The following is a 21,079-nucleotide window of genomic DNA, read 5'->3' as shown; positions in this document are numbered from 1 at the left end:
TGTCAGATGTCCTGTCCGGTGTTCTGCCCGCGCAGAGCGTCTGGTGTGGAGGCGTCGTGCATCAGGTCACATTTTTATGCGCCGGACGAGAAGCTTCGTCCACTCTCAGATTGACCCTGACTGGAGGGATAAAACGTGAAATATTTACCTCTTATTGTCGTTACGGCAGCCCTTGCTGCCTGCGCCAATCAGCCGATGCCGAGCGGCACGCAATCGGTCGGCACCAGCCAGCAACCGCCGACGGCCGTTGCTCAGTGCATCGCCAAGAAGTGGGCCGACAAGTCCCAGCAACAAGTCGTCTCGCAAAGCGTGATGGCGAACGATCAGGCCGTGGACGTCTATGTCCCGGGCCAGCAGCCGCCTAACGGCGCTGCCGCGACGGTGCGTCCGGCGTGGAACGCCAATGCGAAGACCTGGGTGGGCTTCCGTGCGGGCGGCGGCGCTGGCGCCGATGCCACGAGCGATATCAGCGCCTGCCTTTGATGCGCTTTGATGTGTGGCGTCTGAGGTGATTCTGTGTGCGCCGCATTCCGGGCTCGACTCGCGAATACAGCGCACAAAAGCAAAACGCCCCGCAAGTTGCGGGGCGTTTTCGTTTGCTGCGTTTGCTGCGTTTGTTGCTTCAGACTGGCAGGACAGCGGCTTACTGGCCGTCGCCGTCGCTCTGCTGGTTCGACGCACCGAGCGAGCCGTAGTACTTGACCTTCGAACGCTCGCGCAGCGCATCGAGGTAAGCCTGCGTCTGCGACTGGCCGCCCACGCCTGCAAGCTGCTGCTGAGCCGTCGCGAGACGCTGACCGTCGGCCGCCGGGCCATTCGTCACGCTGTTCACGCGATAGATCGCGTAACCATCCTTGCCGAGATCGACACCCACGTAAGCGGGCAGCTTCTGCGCATCAGCCTTGAACACCGCTGACAGCGCGCTGGGCGGCAGGCCCTGTGCGTCGCCGCGCGACACCTTGAGCGCCGACGAGAAACCATCGGTCGACTTCGACTTCTGAAGATCGGCCAGCTTCGCTTCGCCGTCCTTGCGGGCCATATCGGCGGCCTGTTGCGCGACCACCTTCTGATGCACCGCATCCTTGACCGCGGCGAACGCGGGCACGGTGGCAGGCTGGAAGTTCGTCACGTGCGCCGAGATCAGCGTGCTGCTGCCCACGTCGATCGCCTGCGTGTTGTTGTGGCTCGTGACCGAATCGTTCGCGAACACCGCATCCAGGAACTTCTGGTTGTTCAGCGGGCTATCCGGCGGCAGCGCGGGGTTCGGCTTCGGCGTGACCGTGGCGGTCTGGATCGTCAGCTTGTACTTGTCGGCGGCCGGCTGCAGGCTCTTGGCCTGTTCGTAGACCGTCGAGGTAAAGCCTTCCGTTGCATCGGCCAGCACCTTGGCGGCCTGCTGCGTCTTCACGTCGTTGAGGATTTGCCCCTTTACGTCGTCGAACGGCTTCGTCACCGACGGCTTGATGTCCGTGACCTTGACGATGTGATAGCCGAAGTCCGACTGGATCACGTCGCTGATCTCGTCCTTCTTGAGCTTGAAAACAGCGTCGTCGAAAGCCTGACCGCCGGCGATCATGCCCGGGCCGAAGTAACCGAGATCGCCACCCTTGGCAGCCGAGCCCGGATCCTGCGAATCCTTCTGCGCGAGCTGCGCAAACTGATCCGGATGCGCCTTCACGTCGGCGAGGATCTGCTCGGCCTTCTGTTTCGCGGCTGCGCGATCGGCCGCGCTTGCGTCCTTTGCCACCGTGATCAGGATGTGGCTCGCACGCACTTCTTCCTGCGACTTGTAGTGCGCGATGTTGTCGTCGTAGTACTTCTTCAGATCAGCGTCGCTCGGGTTGACCGACGCTGCAACCGTCGCCGCCGACAGCACCAGATACTGGATCTGCGCGGTAGCGGGCGTGGCGAACTCGTTCTTGTGCGCGTCGTAATAGGCCTGCATCTGCGCGTCGGTCGGCTGAACCTTCGGTGCATAGTCGCTCGCGTGGAACGCGAGACCCTGCACTTCACGCGTCTGTTCCGACAGACCCGTGAGCTGCTGCGCAAGCGCCTTCGACGTGAACGCGCTGTTTACGAGCGCCGCGGGCAATTGCTGCATCGCGAGGCTGTAACGCACCCGCTCGTCGTACTGCTCGGGCGTCATGCCCTGCATCGCGAGCAACTGCTTGTATTTGTCGAGATCAATCGAACCGTCGGGGTTCTTGAGCGACGAGATGATCGGATCGGCGAGCAGCGTGCGGCGCACGGCTTCGTCCGAAGCCGTCAGGTGCAGACGCTGCACTTCGTCGGCGAGCACGCGCTGCTGGATCAGACCGTCGAGGACGTCCTTGCGACGTTGCGGCGTGTCGAACAGAGTGGCGTCGAACTGCGCGCCCATCATCTGGCGCGCCTGATCCATCTGCTGGCGCACGGCGCCGTCGTAATCGACGCGAGTGATCTTGTGACCGTTGACGCTGGCGACGTTCGCGCTTTCGTCAAAAAAGCCGCGGAAACCTTGAATACCGACGAAGCCGAGACCTGGCAGAATCACCAGCATCAACATCAGCATCATCAGTCGTTTGTGATTGCGGAAAAAGTCGAGCATGCGGGACCAAGCGTTGAGGGGCGCCAAAAAACAGAACGCCCGATCTTACATCAGCAGGCAACAAAAAAGGCGAACCGGAGTTCGCCTTCTTGCTTTGCTGCTGGAGTATTCCTGGCGGAGCGGACGGGACTCGAACCCGCGACCCCCGGCGTGACAGGCCGGTATTCTAACCAACTGAACTACCGCTCCGTGCGGTTTGCTGCTTCATGTACTGCTGAGGTACTACCGAGTGCCAGCGCGGCGATGTTTCGCGCGCAACGGCCGATCTGAAACTGTGGTGGGTGCTGAGAGGCTCGAACTCCCGACCTACGCCTTGTAAGGGCGCCGCTCTACCAACTGAGCTAAGCACCCAGCTTCAGACTGTCTGCGCTGCTTCACATGCACAGAGCCCGCTAGTTTAGCGCATCTTTGAGCGCTTTGCCAGGCCTGAATTTAGGAATTTTTGCGGCTTTAATCTTGATCGCGTCGCCGGTGCGCGGATTGCGCCCCGTGCGGGCCGCGCGCTTGCCGACCGCGAAGGTGCCAAAGCCGACCAGCGTGACCGAACCGCCCTTCTTCAGCGTGCCTTTGACGCCGTTGATCACCGCATCGAGTGCGCGTCCTGCGGCCGCTTTCGAGATGTCGGCTTGTTGCGCGATGTGGTCGATCAAATCCGTTTTATTCATTCCAGCCCCCGAGAATGTGTTTTGGGCAATCGTGGTGGCGCATCGTGCCGCCATGCGCCGCGAAGGAACATCGCTTATGGGTGTCGCTATGGATGATGCCGGTGTTGCGGCCACGGCCTGAAGCCGGAGCCCGCTCATTTAACGAAGCCGAATAAGACGTGTCAAGCGGGGTTCAGCCTGATAAGACGGGGCTTTCGAGGAAGTCTTCGACAACACAACGGCAGCGCAACGTCAACGAATCTCACGCCGTTGCATCGGGGCAAGTCGCTAAAAACAAAAAACCCGCGGGCTATGCCGCGGGTTTTCGGGGTACTGCTCAAGGGACTTCAGCTTAGTGCTTCACGACTTCCGTCGCAGCCGCCGGATCCTTCGATTCGACCACGGGCGCCTTGGCGTCCTCGGCCTTCACTTCTTCTTCCGGCAGCGGTTGCGGCACGCGTTCGAGCGCAAGCTCCAGCACCTTGTCGATCCAGCGAACCGGCACGATCTCGATGGCGTTCTTCACGTTGTCCGGGATCTCAGTGAGATCCTTGACGTTCTCTTCCGGAATCAGCACGAGCTTGATGCCACCGCGATGCGCTGCGAGCAGCTTCTCTTTCAGCCCGCCGATCGGCAACACTTCGCCGCGCAGCGTGATTTCACCGGTCATCGCAACATCAGCGCGCACCGGAATGCCCGTGAGCACCGACACCAGCGCCGTCGTCATCGCGCCGCCTGCGGACGGACCGTCCTTCGGCGTTGCGCCTTCCGGCACGTGGATGTGGATGTCCTGCTTCTCGAACGCTTCGTCCTTGATGCCCAGACGACGCGAACGCGAACGCACCACCGAGCGAGCCGCTTCGACCGATTCCTTCATCACGTCACCGAGCGAACCCGTGCGGATCACGTTGCCCTTGCCGGGCATGACCGCCGCTTCGATCGTCAGCAGATCGCCGCCGACTTCCGTCCACGCGAGACCCGTGACCTGACCGACCTGGTTTTCCTTCGCAGCCAGACCGAAGTCGTACTTGCGCACGCCAAGGAAGGTGTCGAGGTTGGCGCTGTCCACCGTGACGGCCTTGTCGGCCTTCTTCAGCAGCAGCATCTTCACGACCTTGCGGCAGATCTTCGACACTTCACGCTCGAGCGAACGCACGCCCGCTTCACGCGTGTAGTAGCGAATGATGTCGCGGATCGCGCCTTCGGTCACTTCGATCTCGGTCGGCTTCAGCCCGTTGTTCTTCTTCTGCTTCGGCAGGAGATAACGCTGGGCGATGCTGACCTTCTCGTCTTCCGTGTAACCCGACAGACGGATGACTTCCATCCGGTCAAGCAGCGGCGGCGGGATGTTCAGCGAGTTCGACGTAGCGACGAACATCACATCGGACAGGTCGAAATCGACTTCGATGTAATGGTCGGCGAACGTATGGTTCTGTTCCGGATCGAGCACTTCGAGCAGCGCCGACGACGGATCGCCGCGGAAATCCATGCCCATCTTGTCGACTTCGTCGAGCAGGAAGAGCGGATTGCGCACGCCGACCTTGGTCAGGCTCTGCAGGATCTTGCCCGGCATCGAGCCGATGTACGTACGACGATGGCCGCGGATTTCGGCTTCGTCACGCACGCCGCCCAGCGCCATACGCACGAACTTGCGGTTCGTTGCGCGCGCAATCGACTGCCCGAGCGAGGTCTTGCCGACGCCCGGAGGCCCGACGAGGCACAGGATCGGCGCCTTGACCTTGTCCACGCGCTGTTGCACCGCGAGATACTCGAGAATGCGTTCCTTCACTTTCTCGAGACCGAAGTGGTCTTCGTCGAGCACGGCTTCGGCGTTCGAGAGGTCGTTGTTGACCTTGCTCTTCTTGCGCCACGGCAGGCCGATCAGCGTGTCGATGTAGTTACGCACGACGGTGGCTTCTGCCGACATCGGCGACATCAGCTTGAGCTTCTTGAGCTCGGCGTCAGCCTTCTTCTTGGCTTCCTTCGGCATGCGCGCGGCGGTGATGCGCTTCTCGAGTTCTTCGAGATCGGCACCCTCTTCGCCTTCGCCCAGTTCCTTCTGGATTGCCTTGACCTGTTCGTTCAGGTAGTACTCGCGCTGGCTCTTCTCCATCTGGCGCTTGACGCGGCCACGGATGCGCTTTTCGACCTGCAGGATGTCGATTTCGGCTTCGAGCTGGGCGAGCAAATGCTCCAGACGCTCCACGACCGGGAACATCTCGAGGATATGCTGCTTCTGGTCGAGCTTGAGCGGCAGGTGTGCGGCGATGGTGTCAGCAAGACGACCGGCTTCGTCGATACCCGACAGCGACGTCAGGATCTCCGGCGGGATCTTCTTGTTGAGCTTCACGTACTGATCGAACTGCGAAACGATCGCGCGGCGCAGCGCTTCGGTTTCAGCGCCGTCGGCGTGATCCGGCTCGAGCGGCATGACTTCGCACGAGAATTGCGTTTCCTGCTCTTCGATCGAGAGCGTCTTCGCACGCTGCAAGCCTTCCACGAGCACCTTCACGGTGCCGTCGGGCAGCTTGAGCATCTGCAGGATGTTGGCGATACATCCTACTTCGTACATGTCCTTTTCGGTCGGCTCATCCTTTGCGGCAGTCTTCTGCGCGACGAGCATGATGTGCTTGCCGCCTTCCATTGCCGCTTCGAGGGCCTTGATCGATTTCGGCCGGCCCACGAAAAGGGGAATCACCATATGCGGGAAAACTACAACGTCTCGCAGCGGCAGCAGCGGGAGCGTGGTGCGTTCCGGCGGGAGGAGTTGGGTTCCTGACATTTCATTTCCCCATGAGTGGAATCAATTGTTCGGTAAGTGAGGCCTGAAAAACCGATTACAAGCCTCGCGCGTGTGGGAAAAGTTCAGTGACTCCAAAAAAGGTGCGCCATCGACCACAAGATAAACGAAAAAGCCGTTCATCTCAGTGTATGAACGGCTTTTTCCCGGAACTCTTTAGCCGATCACCCTCATCAGTTCGACCCAGCGACTTTAGGCGCGTCTTCGTAAATCAAGAGCGGCTTGCCGTCGCCATCAATCACGTTGTCGTCGATGATGACCTTGCTCACACCCTTCATGGCCGGCAGCTCATACATCACGTCGAGCAATGCCTGTTCCAGGATCGAGCGCAGGCCACGAGCGCCGGTCTTGCGGCGGATCGCCTTGCGGGCGACGGCCTGCAGCGCGGCCGGGCGGATCTCAAGTTCCACACGCTCCATGTTGAAGAGCTTGTGATACTGCTTGACGAGCGCGTTCTTCGGCTCGACCAGAATCTTCATGAGCGCGGCTTCGTCGAGCTTGCCGAGCGTGGCGACCACCGGCAGACGGCCGATCAGTTCGGGAATCAGGCCGAACTTGATCAGATCTTCCGGTTCCGTCTCGCGCAGCACTTCACCCGTGTCGCGCTCCTGCTTGCTCTTCACGCTTGCGCCAAAACCGATACCGGTTTTTTCCGTGCGATCCGTGATGACCTTTTCCAGGCCATCGAACGCGCCGCCGCAGATGAACAGGATGTTGGTCGTATCGACCTGGATGAAATCCTGGTTCGGATGCTTGCGGCCACCCTGCGGGGGCACCGACGCCATCGTGCCTTCGACGAGCTTGAGCAGCGCCTGCTGCACGCCTTCGCCCGACACGTCGCGCGTGATCGACGGGTTGTCCGACTTGCGGCTGATCTTGTCGATTTCGTCGATGTAGACAATGCCGCGCTGGGCCTTGTCGACTTCGTAATTACAGTTCTGCAGCAGCTTCTGAATGATGTTCTCGACATCCTCACCCACATAACCGGCTTCGGTCAGCGTGGTGGCGTCCGCGATCACGAACGGAACGTTCAGAAGGCGAGCGAGCGTCTGCGCGAGCAGCGTCTTGCCCGAACCCGTGGGCCCGATCAGCAGGATGTTGCTCTTCGAGAGTTCGACCTCGTCCTTCTTGTCGAGATGCTTCAGGCGCTTGTAGTGGTTGTACACCGCGACCGCAAGGATCTTCTTCGCGCGTTCCTGCCCGATCACGTACTGGTCGAGGATGTCGCGGATCTCCTGCGGGCTCGGCAGGTCCGAGCGCGACAGCGCCGCGTCGACGCCCGCACCAGCGGCTTCGTCGCGAATGATCTCGTTGCACAGGTCGATACATTCATCGCAGATGAACACCGACGGGCCAGCGATCAGTTTCTTGACCTCATGCTGGCTTTTGCCGCAAAACGAGCAATACAACAGCTTCTCGCTGTTAGAACCTTTTTTGTCCGCCATGGATAGATGAGCCTCCGGACACTCTGTTACACATGATACGCCGTTTCCCCAGGCCCGGCCGGGGGGTGCGTGAACCGCTTGCTATGACGGCGTTGGGGCCGCAGGCCGCGAAGCGCGTTTGCCGATTATTTCACATGGTTCGCACGGGCGTGCCTATCCCTTTTTTCACGGGGTTAAGTCACGCCGCATACGCGCGTCCGGCGCTCTTTTCAGCGCCGGAAACGCGTGCCGGATCAGGGGCGCTTGTGGAGCACCTGATCGACGAGGCCGTAAGCCTGTGCGTCGTCGCCGGACATGAAGTTATCGCGATCGGTGTCGCGCGCAATGCGCTCGACCGGCTGGCCAGTATGGTGCGAAAGCAACTGGTTCAGGCGTTCCTTCAGGTACAGGATTTCGCGGGCCTGGATTTCGATATCCGAAGCCTGACCGCGCGCGCCGCCGAGCGGCTGGTGAATCATCACGCGCGAATTCGGCAGCGCGAAGCGCTTGCCCTTCTCGCCCGCGGCCAGCAGGAACGCACCCATCGAGGCCGCGAGGCCCATGCAAAGGGTCGAAACGTTGGGCTTGATGAACTGCATCGTGTCGTAAATCGCCATACCGGCCGACACCGAACCGCCCGGGCTGTTGATGTACAGGCTGATGTCCTTGTCCGGGTTCTCGCTTTCGAGGAACAGGAGCTGGGCGACGACGAGGTTCGCGGTCTGGTCGTTCACTTCGCCGACCAGGAACACCACGCGCTCTTTCAGCAGACGCGAGTAGATGTCGTACGAACGCTCGCCGCGACCGCTCGTCTCCACGACGATCGGCACGAGGCCGAGCGCCTGCGGTTCGAGGTCGCGCGAGGCGTGGGAGGTCAGCGTGTCCAGCGATTGAGCGCGAATGGTCATGCGGTGGATCCTTGTCTGGAAGAGTTGTTCTGGTAACGCAGGTAAAACGGATTGAACCTGAAATACCGGAATGGCGACGGACCCCGCAGAAATCAACCCTAACGTGATTGTGGCCAAATTCTGCGGATACAAAAACGGCGTGCTGGCCGTCGGTCGCTCCGACAGCCGGCACGCCGTAGCGGGCGAATTTAAGCCTGCGCCGTTGCGCTTGCCAGTTCTTCGAAGCTCACTTGCTTGTCCGTGACCTTGGCCTTGCCGATCACGAAGTCAACGACGTTCGATTCGACGACGTACGCTTCCATTTCGGCCAGACGCTGCTGGTTCGAATAATACCAGCGCACGACTTCCTTCGGGTCTTCGTAGCTTTTCGCGAATTCGTCGACTTCAGCGCGGATCTGTTCCGGCTTCGCTTCGAGGTTGTTCGCCTTCACCAGTTCGGCCAGCACGAGGCCCAGCTTGACGCGGCGCTCAGCTTGTTCCTTGAACATTTCGGCCGGGATCGGTGCGTCCTTGGCGTTGGGCACGCCGCGTTGCGCCAGGTCTGCGCGCGCCATTTCGACGAGGCGCTGCTGGTCCTGTTCGATCAGTGCGTTCGGCACGTCGAGTTCGGCGATCTTCAGCAGTGCGTCCATCACCTGGTTCTTGACGATGGCCTGCGTGCGACGCTTCGCTTCGCGCTCGAGGTTGTCCTTGATTTCAGCGCGCATCTTCACGAGGTCGCCGTCGGCGATGCCGAGCGACTTTGCGAATTCGCCGTCGATTTCCGGCAGGTGCGGCCACTCGATCAGTTGCATCGTGATCGTGAACTTCGCGGTCTTGCCGGCGACGTCCTTGCCGTGGTAGTCCTCAGGGAATGCCAGGTCGAATTCGCGCGATTCGCCCTGCTTCAGGCCAATCGCTGCCTTTTCGAATTCCGGCAGCATGCGGCCTTCGCCCAGCACGAAGGCGAAGCCTTCTGCCGTGCCGCCCGGGAATGCGACGTCGTCGATCTTGCCGACGAAGTCGACCGTCACGCGGTCGCCTTCCTTGGCTGCCGTGTCTGCGCCGCCGTCACCGTGCTCGCCGGCTTCGCCGCGTGCGTGGTAGTGCACGCGCTGCTTGCGCAGGATGTCCAGCGTGCGGTCGATTTCGGCTTCGGTGATGGTCGTGGTCGTGCGCTCGATTTCGGCGCTGGCGACGTCGCCCAGCTTCACTTCCGGATAGACCTCGAAGGTCGCGTCGAAAGCGTAATCGCCTTCAGCGGCTTCGGCCTTCGGCGCGAAGCTCGGCTGACCGGCAACGCGCAGGTTTTCCGCGCGGCTGATGTCGAAGAATTCCTTGCCGACCTTGTCGCTCAGCACTTCGGCTTCCACCTGGCCCGAGTACTGTTGCGTGACCATCTTGAGCGGCACCTTGCCCGGGCGGAAACCCGGCATGCGCACGTTCTTCGCGAGTTGGCGGATGCGCGAATCGACTTCTTTCTGCACGGCGTCCTTCGGCAGGGAAATCGTCACGCGGCGTTCGAGCTTGCCGAGGTTTTCAACAACGTTAGCCATGGCTTCAATCGTCCTAAAATTGTTCGAGCGTATCAGTAATCTTTGCTGCCGCAGTCCGATGGGAAAATCCGCATCGCTTGCGTCTCGCTTGTGCCTTGTCGGCGCCGCTTGCCTGCCGCGACCTGGGTCGCAACCGGCTTGCGCTCTCTATCAAACCAAGCGCGCCTTTTACAGCCATCTGCTGCGTGTCGCCCGTGCTGCCCGCGCGATACGCCAGCGGCGTCGAAGCGGACTTGCGCGGGCGCTGCCTGCTGGGCGGCGCCCTTTACGGGAGCCGCGAGACCCGGCCCGTTCCAATCGGCCCAACAGGCCGACATGGACGGTTTGCGGTGCGGTTCCGTCAAAAGAGCCGGGTATTTTAGCAAACTATTGCCCGACCCAAATGGAATTGCCGTTCGGGCGCGTAAAAGACGGGTAAAAGGCGCCCGAACCGGCCCGTTTTGGGCCTAAAACCGCCCTCTTTTCGCGTCCGCCGCTCTCGCGCATTCGCCGCGCCAGGCCACCTCAGGTCACCCTCAGGCCACCTCAAGCCGCCGCGAGCAATGCGCGCTATCGCGCTCCGGGTATCCAGCGGGCCCCGCGCCGCTGGTAAGCTAACGCTCGCGCCGGACGCCCCGCCGGCAGCAGCCGCCAACACTACTTCCATTCGAGACACCATGCCTAACCAGACGTTTGCTGACGCACCGGTCGTCGTCATCGCCCCCGATTCGTTCAAAGGCTCGCTCAGCGCGGAGGGGGTCGCTAGCGCGATCGCCGAGGGGATCCGCCGCGCCCGCCCCGATGCCGAAATTCGCTGCTGCCCGATGGCCGATGGCGGCGAAGGCACGCTCAACGCCATGCTGAGCGTGGGCGGCGAGCGCCGCACGCTCAATGTCGAAGGTGCTGCGGGCGCGCGTCGCGACGCGCTTGTCGGCCTCCTGCACGATGGCAGCGCCGTCGTCGAAACCGCCGAGATCGTCGGCATCACCGATCCGGTCGGCATGGCCGTGGCGGTTGCGTCGCGCAGCACGCGCGGCATGGGCGAAGCCGTGCGCGCGCTGCTCGACGAAGGCGTGCGCCGCTTCTACGTGGCGCTCGGCGGCAGCAGCACTAATGACGCGGGCGCGGGCCTGCTCGCGGGCCTCGGCCTGCGTCTGTTCGATGCGGCGGGCGCTGAGCTCGAACCCACGCCTGAAGCGCTCGCACGTGTGGCGCGCGTTGACGTATCCGGCCTCGACGTGCGGCTCGCGCAAGCCTCCTTCATCGCCATGTCCGATGTCGATAATCCGCTCACGGGCGACCACGGCGCCACCGCCGTATTTGGCCCGCAAAAAGGCGTGACGGCCGCTGAAGTCGCGTCGATCGATGCGGCGCTGGGCCGCTTCGCCGATCTGCTCGAAGCCGCGCTGAATCGCCGTGCACGCGATGAAGCGGGCGCGGGCGCAGCGGGCGGACTCGGCTTCGCACTGCGCATGCTGGGCGCGAGCTTCGAACCCGGCGCGGAAGTCGTTGCCCGCACTATCGGCCTCGACGCGGCGCTTGAAGGCGCGCACTGGCTCATCACCGGCGAAGGCCGCTCGGATGTGCAGACGCTGCATGGCAAGGCCCCCTTCATCGCCTGCCGCCACGCGCAGGCGGCGGGCGTGCCCGCCACCCTGCTCTCGGGCGCGGTCGATTCCGCCGCGCTCGCACGCCTTGGCGAGCACTTCAGCGGCTGCTTTTCGCCCGCGCCGGGCCCGATCACGCTCGAAACGGCTATCCGCGACGCGGCCACGCTGCTCGCCAACGAAGCCGAACAACTCACGCGCCTGCGCTACGGCCCGAAGCCCGCGTAAAACTGCTTATATCGCGCGCGCCCGAATCGTCAGACTTTTTCGGGTGCGCGCGCAACGATTTCCGCAGTAAGCGATTAATAGATTCGTAGGCTCCCGGCAAGCGTGCGCCCGCATGCGTTTTGAGGGTTCTTGCGCGTTGACCCGCGCGCTGGTTGCGGCAACAATCACGATACGCGCGACACCATCGCGCATACCTTACGCGACCAGACCAGGACGACCATGAAGGAAAGCAAAGCCGGACTTGAACAATTTCTGACCTATCGGCTCCATGTCCTGAACAAGCTCTCCGAACGCGGTGCGAGCGAGCGCTACCAGGCGAAGCTGGGCATCACGCTGCCCGAGGCGCGCCTCATCGCCGCTGTCGGCGCGTTCGGCCCGTTTTCGGTGATGGAGCTTGCGCGCCACGCGAATCTCGACAAGAGCCAGGCCAGTCGCGCTGCCGAAGCGCTCATGCGCCGCGGCCTCATGGAGCGCAACGCGAGCGAGGAAGACGGACGCCTCGTGCTCGTGTCGCTCACGGCCGACGGACGCGCCCTCTATCGCAAGGTCATGCCCATCGCACGCAAGTGGAACGTCGACCTGTTCGCCGCGCTTGACGACAAGGAGCGCGAGCTGCTCAACCGTGCGCTGGAAAAGGTCATCGCGGCGGCTCAGGAAGAACTCTGACGCGGCGCATGCGATAAACGAAACTGATGGGGTGACACGCCAGCGTGTCGATGTGCGAGGAAACGCTCGGGCCGTCCCCGGATGCAGTACAAAAAGGCCACGTGCTGTCAGGTACGTGGCCTTTGCTTTTACTGGAAATACAGCCCCCGTTTTCCTCAAACTCAAGGTCGTCATTCGGGCCGATGCTGTTGGTCTTTTTGAATCGGTGAACCATGCACCTGAAGGTGGAACTGTCGTAGTTGTGGACGTTATCGTCGAGCCAATGACAGGGACAATCAGGCCATCTCGCACCGCTTCGCGCAGAATGCGCGTGATGTCATCGCCGTCGATTGGCTTGTGCCATCGCCCACGCACGTGCTTGCCGATGAAGTCCGCGTAGGCGCTGAAATCGCCGGATACACGCGCCGCGCGACGAGGAATGTTCACTCTAAATATTTGACCGAAATCCCGCCTGTCCTGCTCCATCTGGACTTCGCGCGCCCTGCGCGCTTTCTCACGCTCACCGTAAGACAGACGCCCACGGCCCAGGTCTTCGATATCACGAGCCGGCGCCAGCGCGCACTGCCAACTGCTCTTGAGCGGGACATACAGCGCGTTAAAAGAGCCGCCCCATTCAGGTAACGACATGCCACCTCCGCCTCTGGTTGTGGCGTGTTTATTAGCACGTCACCAGGCGGCTGGCCTTGCGCTATCTGGACTGGCGCACAGTTGATGCAAACTGGATCGAGAAGCGGTCGTGACATCAGCAAAAGCTGAGCGTTACCACAGTGACAGACAGGCGCAACGCGCAACAAAAAACCCCGCAGGGCTAAGCCCGGCGGGGTTTTCTGGTCAAACGTCATGAACGCCTGAAAGCATTTGGTGCGTGAGGCCGGACTCGAACCGGCACACCCTTGCGGGCGTCAGGACCTAAACCTGGTGCGTCTACCAATTTCGCCACTCACGCGAATCTTGCTGGCCGGCAACACTGCTGCGAAATCGTGCGGATTGCGATGACAAACCGGTGAAACGCGTCGCGTGCGATACAGACCTTGCGCGCTCCGATTGTGCCCCATCAGGGTGCCGTCAAAGCGCAAGCGCGAGATTCTAACCGATTGCCTCACGCTTGTCTGCATCTCGCAAGCGCCGCGATTGCCGAACGCCCCAAAGCCGCGCCGGTGCTAGAATCGCCGCGCTTCCCCACGCCCCCGAACCCCGTGAATTTCGACGAATACTGCCTGCAAAAGGCGGCTCCCCCAGGATCGAGCACTTACTACGCGCTGCGCCAGGCAAGCGCCGCGCAGCAGCCGCTGCTCGCCGCCCTTTTCGCGCTGCGCCGCGAACTCGAAGAGACCGCCAAGGAAACGAGCGACCCGACCGTCGGGCGCACCAAGCTCGCCTGGTGGCAGAAGGAACTGGCCGCGCTCGCCGCGGGCAATCCCGCGCATCCAGTCACGAAAGCCATCGCCCAACACGCGGGCGACGTGTCGAAGCTCTATCCGCTGCTCCAGCAGTTGCTCGCCGGGTTCGAAATGGATTTCGAGCAGGCTCGCTATCTCGATCTGCCGAATCTGCGCCGCTACATGGACGGCGTGGGTGGCACGTTCGCGACGCTCATCGCGCAAGTTGGCGCACGCACGGATGAGGAGCGCGCCGCCGTCGCGCAATGGGCGACGCCGCTGGGCAACGCGCTGATGCTTGCGCAATTCGTGCCCGAGATCGGCAACGATGCGCGCCACGGCCGCATCTATATTCCGATCGACGAATTGCAGCGCTACAACGTCACCGCCGCCGACCTGATCAACCGCCGTTACAGCGCCGAGTTCACCGAACTCATGCAGTTTCAGACCGCCCGCGCGCGCGAAGCGGTGCATGCAGCGCTCGCGGCCATTCCGGCGAGTGAACGTCGACATCAGCGCACGCTGCGCGCGCTCGCGGCACTCGAACTCGCTTTGCTCGACGAAGTGGAGCGCGAGCAATTCCAGGTGCTGCATCAGCAGATCGCGCTCACGCCGATCCGCAAGCTCTGGATCGCATGGCGCGCCGCGCGCCGCGGCTAAGCCACGCGATTTTCTCGCTGCTTTCAGGCGCGCAATAACGGCAGCGGCTCGAAGCGCTGTTGCAGCACCGATTGCGCGTCGAGCCCCCACCAGTTCCCCAGCACCGTCGCATAGATCTGCCGGAAATCGACGGCAACCGGCAGATTGCCGTTACCGTCGAGCCGCGCGAGTTGCGGAGCGGCGCCGTACAGACCGCCGGCCACGCGCCCGCCCGCAACGAAATGCGCCGATGCCGTACCGTGATCGGTGCCGCGGCTCTGGTTTTCGCGCACACGGCGGCCAAACTCCGCATAAGTGACGATCATCGTGCGATCCCAGCGCCCCATCTCGACGAGCGACGCGCGCATCGCCACCATGCCCGCCGCGAACTGGCGCAGCAGATCCGCGTGACGCTCAGGCTGGTTTTGATGCGTATCGAAACCGTTGAGCGTGAGACGGATGACGGCCACGCCCTGACCGGTAACGGGTGCGCCCTGCACCGTGTCGCCCGACGCCAGCGCCTGCATCGCGGTCTTGATCGACGCGCCGAACGCGCCATTCGGAAACGCCGTCTTCAACACGTATTGACCAGGACGCGGACGCAGTTGATCGGCGGCATGCACGATATCGTTCTCGACATCGAGGATATGTGCAAGCGCCGGATTGCGCTCCTTGAGTGCGACCGGCGTGACCAGTCGCGAGGCGCGCGCGAACTGCGCCGGATTGACCAGCGCGATGGCGCGTGCGCCGTTGGCGAGCGGGCCCATTTCGGCGCTGCCGAGCACGAGACCATCGGCGGCAAAGCCCTTCGGCACCGGCGCATTCGCGAACGCGCGCGTGAGCCAGCCCTCGCGCAAGTACTGATCAGAGCGCGAAGCCGTGTCCCAGATCTCGATTGAGCGGAAATGCGACAGGTTAGGCTGCGCGTAACTGACGCCCTGCACGATTGCGAGTTCGTGCGCGCGCCACATCGGCATCAGCGGCGCGAGTGCCGGATGCAGCGCCGTATGCTCGTCGAGCGGAATCACATCGCCCCGACGCACGCCGATCGTCGGCCGATAGCTCGCGTAGAGCGGGTCGGCATAAGGCACGACGGTGTTCAGTCCGTCGTTGCCACCCTTGAGCTCGACGAGGATCAGCAGGTTCTCGTAGCCGCTCGCGCGCGGCTGCGCAGGCACGCTGCTGGCCTGTGCCCAGGCCGCTTCGGGCAGCCAGGTCGCGCCCGCTGCCGTCATTGCGGCGGCGGCCGCCAGGAAGTCGCGTCGCTTCATGCCATGCCTCGTTGAGTCCACGCGGCGTCAAGCCGCTTGTTTTCTGAAGTGATCATCGCATCCTGCTTCATTTCAACTGGTACACCGGATCCATCAGGAGTGCCTGGAGATAGGATTCGGCACTGCTGCCCGCGGCGATCGCATCGACGGGCGCAAGCGGCAATACCGCGTGCTGCATCTGCAATTGCGCCGAGAGACCCGGCACCGTGCCCGCTGTGAGGCCATAACGGCCGAGCCAGCCGTCCAGATCGAAATGCATGCTCGCGGGCATGGGGCGCACGGGCGCTTTTGCCGCCCCGCTTGTTGCCCCGCTCACCGCCGTGCTCGCGGCCGCCTTCGTCATCGCACCGCCCATGTGAGGCCGCGCCGTTTCGGTCGCGCGAAACAACTGTTCGACAAACTGCTTGCGCGCCAGCAACGTCGAACTGTTGATCCACGTCGCACCGCCTGGCCAGCCCTTCACATTGGGCGGATAAAACAGATTCTCGCCGAGCGACGCCGAAGTGCGCGCGAACTGCGCCGTGCTGGCATACGTCACGTCGAAACGGCGCACCGTGCCCGCGATGAACTCGACCGGCGAACTCACCAGCACGCCACGATTGCGTTCGTCCCAGAACGCGGGCGCGACCAGCAATGCGCGCAGTGCCGCCTTGATATCGTAGCCGCTCGCCCTGAAGTGGCTGGCCACGCTATCGAGTTGCGCCTGATCGGGCGTGTCCGACACGAACTCGCGCCAGAGTTTCGCTGAAACGAACTGCGCCGTCTGCGCCTGGCTGAGCAGAATGTCGAGCACCGCATCGCCGTCGAACGCGCCCGCGTGGCCCAGTATCGTCTTGATGCCATCGTCGTGCTGCTGGACACGCCAGTCGAAGCGCCAGGTATCCGGATCGACGCCCCAGCCCGTGTAGGCGCGCGCGGCCTCCGAGACATCGCGCTGCGTGTACTGCCCTTCCCCGAGCGTAAAAAGCTCCATCACTTCACGCGCGAAATTCTCGTTGGGCTTGCCCTTGCGGTTGCTCGCGCCGTCGAGATACAGCAGCATCGCCGGGTCTTTCGCCACATCGTGCAGCATCGCCGCGAAGCTGCCGAGCGCGTGACGCCTCAGGAGCGCATTTTGCTGGGCCATCAGTTGCGGCTCGGGAACCTTGTCCTGGCCCGAGGTGAAATGGTTATGCCAGAAGAGCGTCATGCGCTCGGTGAGCGGTGACGGCGTCGTGAGGATTTCGCGCATCCACCAGGCGCGCAGATCGTCATAGTCCTGGCTGCGCTTGCGTTGCTCGTCGCGGCGCTGATCCTGCGTCAGGGCGTTGCGTTCGGCCCGGGTCAACGGCGTGTCGTTTGTCCACGCCGGCAGCGGCGTCACGGCGTCGGTGCGCGCGGTCGACAGCACGCGTTCGACGGCGGCTGCTTTTGTGAGGCCAACGTAAGGCGCGACATCGGCAGGCGCGGGTGCGAAGCCGGTGCGAATCAGCAGATGTGTAGCGTCGTCGGCGTCGAGCAGATCGGCGTCGGCTTGATCGGTGGCGACGGGCGCGCTCGCGGCGCGATGGCGATGGATGTGATGGGCAGGCGTTGTAGATTGCGCTGCCGCCTGCATGGAGGCCAGCGCCGTTGCAGCCGCACCGGCCAAGGCCAGGCGCTCCGACGAGACAGGCATGAATCGCATGAACCGTTTCATGGCAGACATGGGTATCGAGGAGCGCATGAGCCAATCGCGCATCCATAAAGGATGAATGTAGCGGCTTAACGGGCGACGCAACGTGCTTGTTGACTGCGCAATTGCAACGGAATTTTTCCTCGCTGAGCGACGTTATCTGGCGTGCGGCAACAGCAAAGTCGGCGCCGAAATAAACGGAAACGAAGCGGAAAGGAAAGCGAAGGAAAGGCAGGGAATGAAGCGCAGTGCATCGAACGACACACTCGTGGGACAAAGGCGGGGAAAACTGCGGGAACAACTGTGGAACCACCGGCACGAGCACGGCGATCAGCAGAAAGACTCAGCGCTTATAGAGTTCGCGCACGGCGTCTTCGATGTGTTGACGCAGCAGACGCCGTTCTTCGGGCGTCATATGGCCGTCGCGGCGGCGTTCGTCGAGATCGGGGGGAACAGCGGGACGCTGGTTGAGGTCAGAGGCAGGACGAGGCGGTTGATCGTTGCGCACGCGCCGGATCGGCGGTCTGCCCGCGTAGCGGCTGTTCGCATGAGGGCCGTCGGCGAAGGTCTGCGCATGGACGGGCGCCGTCTCCAATGCCGCCGCGACGCCGCTGGCCAACGCCAGTGCGATCACGGTGTGGCGCATTGTCGGGCCGACCCCTCCCATCGTTTTTTTCCCTTCTTGACGCGGCAAACGGCTACCTCGAATACATGTGGACCCGGCTCTGATACGGGCACTGGTTCGAAAATCGAATGAAGTATCCACCGAATGGCCGCTAAACGTAAAGAAGTCTATCTGTCAGTGCTTGATGTCGTGGCACAGGCCGGGTAAATTTTGTAACTGACTGTAACCTGTTAATCGGTGCAATCTCGCACCGTAACTCAATCGCGCTAAGATGCCAGGCATGGAAACCAAGAACCCGTCCAAAATTCTCGTTGTCGACGACGACCCGCGACTGCGCGACCTGCTGCGCCGCTACCTCGGCGAGCAGGGCTTTAACGTCTACGTCGCAGAAAATGCACCCGCCATGAACAAGCTGTGGGTGCGCGAACGCTTCGACCTGCTGGTGCTCGACCTGATGCTGCCGGGCGAAGACGGCCTGTCGATCTGCCGCCGCCTGCGCGGCAGCAACGACCGCACGCCGATCATCATGCTCACCGCCAAGGGCGAAGACGTGGATCGCATCGTGGGCCTCGAAATGGGCGCCGACGACTACCTCCCGAAGCCCTTCAATCCGCGCGAACTGGTCGCGCGTATTCACGCCGTGCTGCGCCGCCAGGCGCCGTCCGAGCTGCCGGGCGCACCGTCGGAAACCACTGAAGTTTTCGAGTTCGGCGAATTCGCGCTGAATCTCGCCACCCGCACGCTCACCAAGGCCGGCCAGGAAATTCCGCTCACCACGGGCGAATTCTCGGTGCTCAAGGTGTTCGCGCGTCATCCGCGTCAACCGCTCTCGCGCGAAAAGCTCATGGAGCTGGCACGCGGGCGCGAATATGAAGTGTTCGACCGCAGCCTCGACGTGCAGATCTCGCGTCTGCGCAAGCTGATCGAGCCGGATCCGGGCAGCCCGCGCTTCATCCAGACGGTCTGGGGCCTCGGCTACGTGTTCATCCCCGACGGCGCCGCCTGATCCCGGATGGGCCTGTGATCGTGTCTTCGGGTGTCTGTTTGCCTGTACTGCCTTTGTTGATGGGAAGGGCCCATGCGCATTGACCGGCGTCTCCTGACGCTCGCGTTCGGTGACCTGTTCTGGCGCACCTTCCTGCTGATCGCGCTGCTGATCGCGGTCAGCCTCGCGGCATGGTTCCAGAGCTTTCGCGTGATCGAGCGCGAGCCGCGCGCGCAGCGCGTGGCGTTGCAGCTCGTCGCCGTCGTCAAGCTCACGCGCACGGCCCTGCTCTATTCCGATCCCGACTTGCGCCGCGCGCTGTTGCAGGATCTGGAGAGCAACGAGGGCGTGCGCGTCTATCCGCGCGAAACCACCGACAAATACAAGCTGCAGCCCGATGAATCGCTCAATCGCCTGATCGAGCATGACATTCGCGGCCGTCTGGGCGACGACACCATCATCGCGCAGTCCGTGAACGACATTCCGGGCGTGTGGATCAGCTTCAAGATCGATGACGACGATTACTGGGTCGCGCTCGACCGCGACCAGCTCGACAACGTCACCGGCTTGCAGTGGGTCGGCTGGGGCGTGTCCGCGCTCGCGCTGTCGCTCTTTGGCGCGGCGTTCATCACGAGTCTCGTGAACCGGCCGTTCGCGCGGCTGGCGATGTCGGCGCGCATGGTGGGTTCGGGCCAGTCGCCCGCGCCACTGCCCGAAAGCGGCATGGGCGTGGCCGCCGAAACCAATCGATCGTTCAACCAGATGGTGCGCGACCTCGACCAGCTTGAGGCCGACCGCGCGCTGATGCTCGCGGGCATCTCACACGACCTGCGCACGCCGCTCGCGCGGTTGCGGCTGGAAACCGAGATGAGTCCGTCCGACCAGGCAACCAAGGATGCGATGGTCGACGACATCGAGCAGATGGACATGATCATCGGCCGCTTCCTCGACTATGCGCGGCCAGTGCAGCGCATGCCCGAGCGCGTCGATCTGTCGGTGATCGCGAGCGAAATGGCCGCGCGCATGGCCGGCGAGGACGGCGTACGCCTGATCACGCGCCTCGCGCCCACGGCGATGATCGAAGCCGACGATACCGACGTGCGCCGCATCGTGGGCAATCTCATCGAAAACGCCCGCAAGTACGGCGCGAGCGAATCGGACGGCATTCCTCACATCATGCTGGAAACCCGCGTGTCGCATTCGCGCGTGGAGCTGTCCGTGGTCGACGAAGGCCCGGGCATTCCCGAAGACCAGCTCTCGCTCGTCACGCGGCCGTTTTACCGCGTCGACAGCGCCCGCACGCAGGCGAACGGCACGGGCCTCGGCATGGCCATCGTGCAGCGTCTGGTGGGCCGCTATCGCGGCGCTCTGCGCCTGCGCAATCGAGCCCCGGGCCCGGGTCTCGAAGTGACCATCGAGTTCCCGCTCGCCAAGGGCGCCTGAGCCCCAGCCGTTGCCTCCTTTGATACGACCACGCCGCCGCACAGGCTCGCGGCGTGCGTCGCCGTCCCCTGCCACAATCGAAGACAAGAAGCGCATGCACGGGGCGCGCGCTTCGTTTTGACGTTTTCAAGGAGCGACGCCATGAAAACCGTGGGCGACAAACTGGCAGCCTTCACCGTCACCGCCGCGAAGCCCGGCTTCAATCATCCGGAAGAAAACGGCGAATCGGCCTTCCTCGAAATCACCGAGCAGACCTTTTCCGAAAAGTGGAAAGTGATCTACTTCTATCCGAAGGATTTCACGGTAGTTTGTCCGACCGAGATCGTCGCGTTCGCGCACCTGCAAAAGGAATTCGAGGATCGCGATACCGTGCTGATGGGCGGCAGTTGCGACAACGAATACGTGAAGCTCGCGTGGCGGCGCGAGAATCCTGAACTCAACCGCCTCAATCACTACTCGTTCGGCGACGTGAAGGGCGAGCTGATCGATCAGCTGGGCATTCGCGACAAGGAAGCGGGCGTGGCGCTGCGCGCGACCTTCATCGTCGACCCGGACAACACGATCCAGCACGTGTCCGTCAACAGCCTCAACGTAGGGCGCAGCGCAAGCGAGGTGCTGCGCGTGCTCGACGGGCTGCAAACCGGCGAGCTCTGCCCGGGCGGACGCGAAATTGGCGGCGCCACCTTCTGACGCTCACAGCGGCCT

The 21,079-nt window shown here is 62.8% G+C and carries 16 protein-coding genes and 3 tRNA genes; 7 read left to right on the top strand and 12 right to left on the bottom strand.

From position 1 onward, the window contains the following. Nucleotides 1-135: 135 nt before the first annotated feature. Entirely contained in the window at nucleotides 136-483 is a 348-nt protein-coding gene (locus tag BBA01S_RS00230; RefSeq protein WP_027814666.1) for a hypothetical protein, read from the top strand. 160 nt (nucleotides 484-643) lie between these two features. On the opposite strand, the gene BBA01S_RS00225 is transcribed toward BBA01S_RS00230, so the two are convergent. The 8 genes from BBA01S_RS00225 to tig form a co-directional block, all read right to left on the bottom strand. After that, nucleotides 644-2,587: a SurA N-terminal domain-containing protein gene (locus tag BBA01S_RS00225; protein ID WP_027814665.1), complete on the bottom strand. Its 1,944-nt coding sequence runs from the start codon at nucleotides 2,585-2,587 to the stop codon at nucleotides 644-646. Between the two features lie 112 nt (nucleotides 2,588-2,699). Beyond that, nucleotides 2,700-2,776, bottom strand: a tRNA-Asp gene (locus BBA01S_RS00220). An 86-nt stretch (nucleotides 2,777-2,862) separates the two neighbouring features. Then, nucleotides 2,863-2,938 (bottom strand) — tRNA-Val (locus BBA01S_RS00215). Nucleotides 2,939-2,979: 41 nt separating this feature from the next. After that, entirely contained in the window at nucleotides 2,980-3,252 is a 273-nt protein-coding gene (locus BBA01S_RS00210) for an HU family DNA-binding protein (RefSeq protein WP_027814664.1), read from the bottom strand. 331 nt (nucleotides 3,253-3,583) lie between these two features. After that, complete coding sequence (gene lon, locus BBA01S_RS00205) at nucleotides 3,584-6,013, bottom strand: endopeptidase La (protein WP_027814663.1); 2,430 nt, start codon at nucleotides 6,011-6,013, stop codon at nucleotides 3,584-3,586. 191 nt (nucleotides 6,014-6,204) lie between these two features. Then, on the bottom strand, nucleotides 6,205-7,476 hold the full coding sequence (gene clpX / locus BBA01S_RS00200; RefSeq protein WP_027814662.1) for an ATP-dependent Clp protease ATP-binding subunit ClpX: 1,272 nt from the start codon (nucleotides 7,474-7,476) through the stop codon (nucleotides 6,205-6,207). Nucleotides 7,477-7,709: 233 nt separating this feature from the next. Then, the gene (gene clpP / locus BBA01S_RS00195; protein ID WP_027814661.1) at nucleotides 7,710-8,363 is read right to left on the bottom strand and encodes an ATP-dependent Clp endopeptidase proteolytic subunit ClpP; all 654 of its coding nucleotides are present in this window, start codon (nucleotides 8,361-8,363) and stop codon (nucleotides 7,710-7,712) included. Nucleotides 8,364-8,551: 188 nt separating this feature from the next. Continuing rightward, the gene (gene tig, locus BBA01S_RS00190) at nucleotides 8,552-9,898 is read right to left on the bottom strand and encodes a trigger factor (RefSeq protein WP_027814660.1); all 1,347 of its coding nucleotides are present in this window, start codon (nucleotides 9,896-9,898) and stop codon (nucleotides 8,552-8,554) included. Nucleotides 9,899-10,554: 656 nt separating this feature from the next. Between tig and BBA01S_RS00185 the strand changes: the two genes are divergently transcribed. Both BBA01S_RS00185 and BBA01S_RS00180 read left to right on the top strand, forming a co-directional pair. Next, the gene (locus tag BBA01S_RS00185; protein ID WP_027814659.1) at nucleotides 10,555-11,712 is read left to right on the top strand and encodes a glycerate kinase; all 1,158 of its coding nucleotides are present in this window, start codon (nucleotides 10,555-10,557) and stop codon (nucleotides 11,710-11,712) included. Nucleotides 11,713-11,931: 219 nt separating this feature from the next. Further along, on the top strand, nucleotides 11,932-12,378 hold the full coding sequence (locus BBA01S_RS00180; protein ID WP_027814658.1) for a MarR family winged helix-turn-helix transcriptional regulator: 447 nt from the start codon (nucleotides 11,932-11,934) through the stop codon (nucleotides 12,376-12,378). Nucleotides 12,379-13,237: 859 nt separating this feature from the next. Here the strand turns inward: BBA01S_RS00180 and BBA01S_RS00170 are convergent. After that, a tRNA-Leu gene (locus BBA01S_RS00170) sits at nucleotides 13,238-13,324 on the bottom strand. Nucleotides 13,325-13,574: 250 nt separating this feature from the next. On the opposite strand from BBA01S_RS00170, the gene BBA01S_RS00165 reads away from it, so the two are divergent. Continuing rightward, nucleotides 13,575-14,417 (top strand): squalene/phytoene synthase family protein, encoded by an 843-nt coding sequence (locus BBA01S_RS00165; protein WP_027814656.1) that lies wholly within the window; start codon nucleotides 13,575-13,577, stop codon nucleotides 14,415-14,417. A 23-nt stretch (nucleotides 14,418-14,440) separates the two neighbouring features. Here the strand turns inward: BBA01S_RS00165 and BBA01S_RS00160 are convergent, their stop codons facing one another. From BBA01S_RS00160 to BBA01S_RS00145, 3 genes are all read right to left on the bottom strand, one after another. Further along, nucleotides 14,441-15,667 (bottom strand): DUF1501 domain-containing protein, encoded by a 1,227-nt coding sequence (locus BBA01S_RS00160; protein WP_027814655.1) that lies wholly within the window; start codon nucleotides 15,665-15,667, stop codon nucleotides 14,441-14,443. Nucleotides 15,668-15,734: 67 nt separating this feature from the next. Next, nucleotides 15,735-17,264, bottom strand: a complete 1,530-nt coding sequence (locus BBA01S_RS00155; protein WP_407668281.1) for a DUF1800 domain-containing protein — start codon at nucleotides 17,262-17,264, stop codon at nucleotides 15,735-15,737. A 400-nt stretch (nucleotides 17,265-17,664) separates the two neighbouring features. Continuing rightward, a complete protein-coding gene (locus tag BBA01S_RS00145) occupies nucleotides 17,665-17,988 on the bottom strand; it encodes a hypothetical protein (protein WP_245641392.1) in 324 nt (107 codons plus the stop codon). Between the two features lie 229 nt (nucleotides 17,989-18,217). On the opposite strand from BBA01S_RS00145, the gene ompR reads away from it, so the two are divergent. The 3 genes from ompR (at nucleotide 18,218) to BBA01S_RS00130 (ending at nucleotide 21,064) form a co-directional block, all read left to right on the top strand. Beyond that, on the top strand, nucleotides 18,218-18,952 hold the full coding sequence (gene ompR / locus BBA01S_RS00140; protein ID WP_027814652.1) for an osmolarity response regulator transcription factor OmpR: 735 nt from the start codon (nucleotides 18,218-18,220) through the stop codon (nucleotides 18,950-18,952). A gap of 72 nt (nucleotides 18,953-19,024) precedes the next feature. Continuing rightward, entirely contained in the window at nucleotides 19,025-20,374 is a 1,350-nt protein-coding gene (locus tag BBA01S_RS00135; protein WP_027814651.1) for an ATP-binding protein, read from the top strand. 141 nt (nucleotides 20,375-20,515) lie between these two features. Beyond that, nucleotides 20,516-21,064 (top strand): peroxiredoxin, encoded by a 549-nt coding sequence (locus BBA01S_RS00130; protein WP_027814650.1) that lies wholly within the window; start codon nucleotides 20,516-20,518, stop codon nucleotides 21,062-21,064. Nucleotides 21,065-21,079: the final 15 nt, after the last annotated feature.

The sequence above is a fragment of the Paraburkholderia bannensis NBRC 103871 genome (assembly GCF_000685015.1).
GTDB lineage: Bacteria > Pseudomonadota > Gammaproteobacteria > Burkholderiales > Burkholderiaceae > Paraburkholderia > Paraburkholderia bannensis.
Note: the sequence above shows the minus strand (reverse complement) of the source record. Positions and strands in the feature narration are given on the sequence as shown.

What these genes read in the sequence shown, in the direction of transcription:
- BBA01S_RS00225 (WP_027814665.1), bottom strand. Translation starts at nt 2,587, where the DNA reads ATGCTCGACTTTTTCCGCAATCACAAACGACTGATGATGCTGATGTTG.
- BBA01S_RS00210 (WP_027814664.1), bottom strand. Translation starts at nt 3,252, where the DNA reads ATGAATAAAACGGATTTGATCGACCACATCGCGCAACAAGCCGACATC.
- lon (WP_027814663.1), bottom strand. Translation starts at nt 6,013, where the DNA reads ATGTCAGGAACCCAACTCCTCCCGCCGGAACGCACCACGCTCCCGCTG.
- clpX (WP_027814662.1), bottom strand. Translation starts at nt 7,476, where the DNA reads ATGGCGGACAAAAAAGGTTCTAACAGCGAGAAGCTGTTGTATTGCTCG.
- clpP (WP_027814661.1), bottom strand. Translation starts at nt 8,363, where the DNA reads ATGACCATTCGCGCTCAATCGCTGGACACGCTGACCTCCCACGCCTCG.
- tig (WP_027814660.1), bottom strand. Translation starts at nt 9,898, where the DNA reads ATGGCTAACGTTGTTGAAAACCTCGGCAAGCTCGAACGCCGCGTGACG.
- BBA01S_RS00185 (WP_027814659.1), top strand. Translation starts at nt 10,555, where the DNA reads ATGCCTAACCAGACGTTTGCTGACGCACCGGTCGTCGTCATCGCCCCC.
- BBA01S_RS00180 (WP_027814658.1), top strand. Translation starts at nt 11,932, where the DNA reads ATGAAGGAAAGCAAAGCCGGACTTGAACAATTTCTGACCTATCGGCTC.
- BBA01S_RS00160 (WP_027814655.1), bottom strand. Translation starts at nt 15,667, where the DNA reads ATGAAGCGACGCGACTTCCTGGCGGCCGCCGCCGCAATGACGGCAGCG.
- BBA01S_RS00155 (WP_407668281.1), bottom strand. Translation starts at nt 17,264, where the DNA reads ATGCAGGCGGCAGCGCAATCTACAACGCCTGCCCATCACATCCATCGC.
- BBA01S_RS00145 (WP_245641392.1), bottom strand. Translation starts at nt 17,988, where the DNA reads ATGGGAGGGGTCGGCCCGACAATGCGCCACACCGTGATCGCACTGGCG.
- ompR (WP_027814652.1), top strand. Translation starts at nt 18,218, where the DNA reads ATGCCAGGCATGGAAACCAAGAACCCGTCCAAAATTCTCGTTGTCGAC.
- BBA01S_RS00135 (WP_027814651.1), top strand. Translation starts at nt 19,025, where the DNA reads ATGCGCATTGACCGGCGTCTCCTGACGCTCGCGTTCGGTGACCTGTTC.
- BBA01S_RS00130 (WP_027814650.1), top strand. Translation starts at nt 20,516, where the DNA reads ATGAAAACCGTGGGCGACAAACTGGCAGCCTTCACCGTCACCGCCGCG.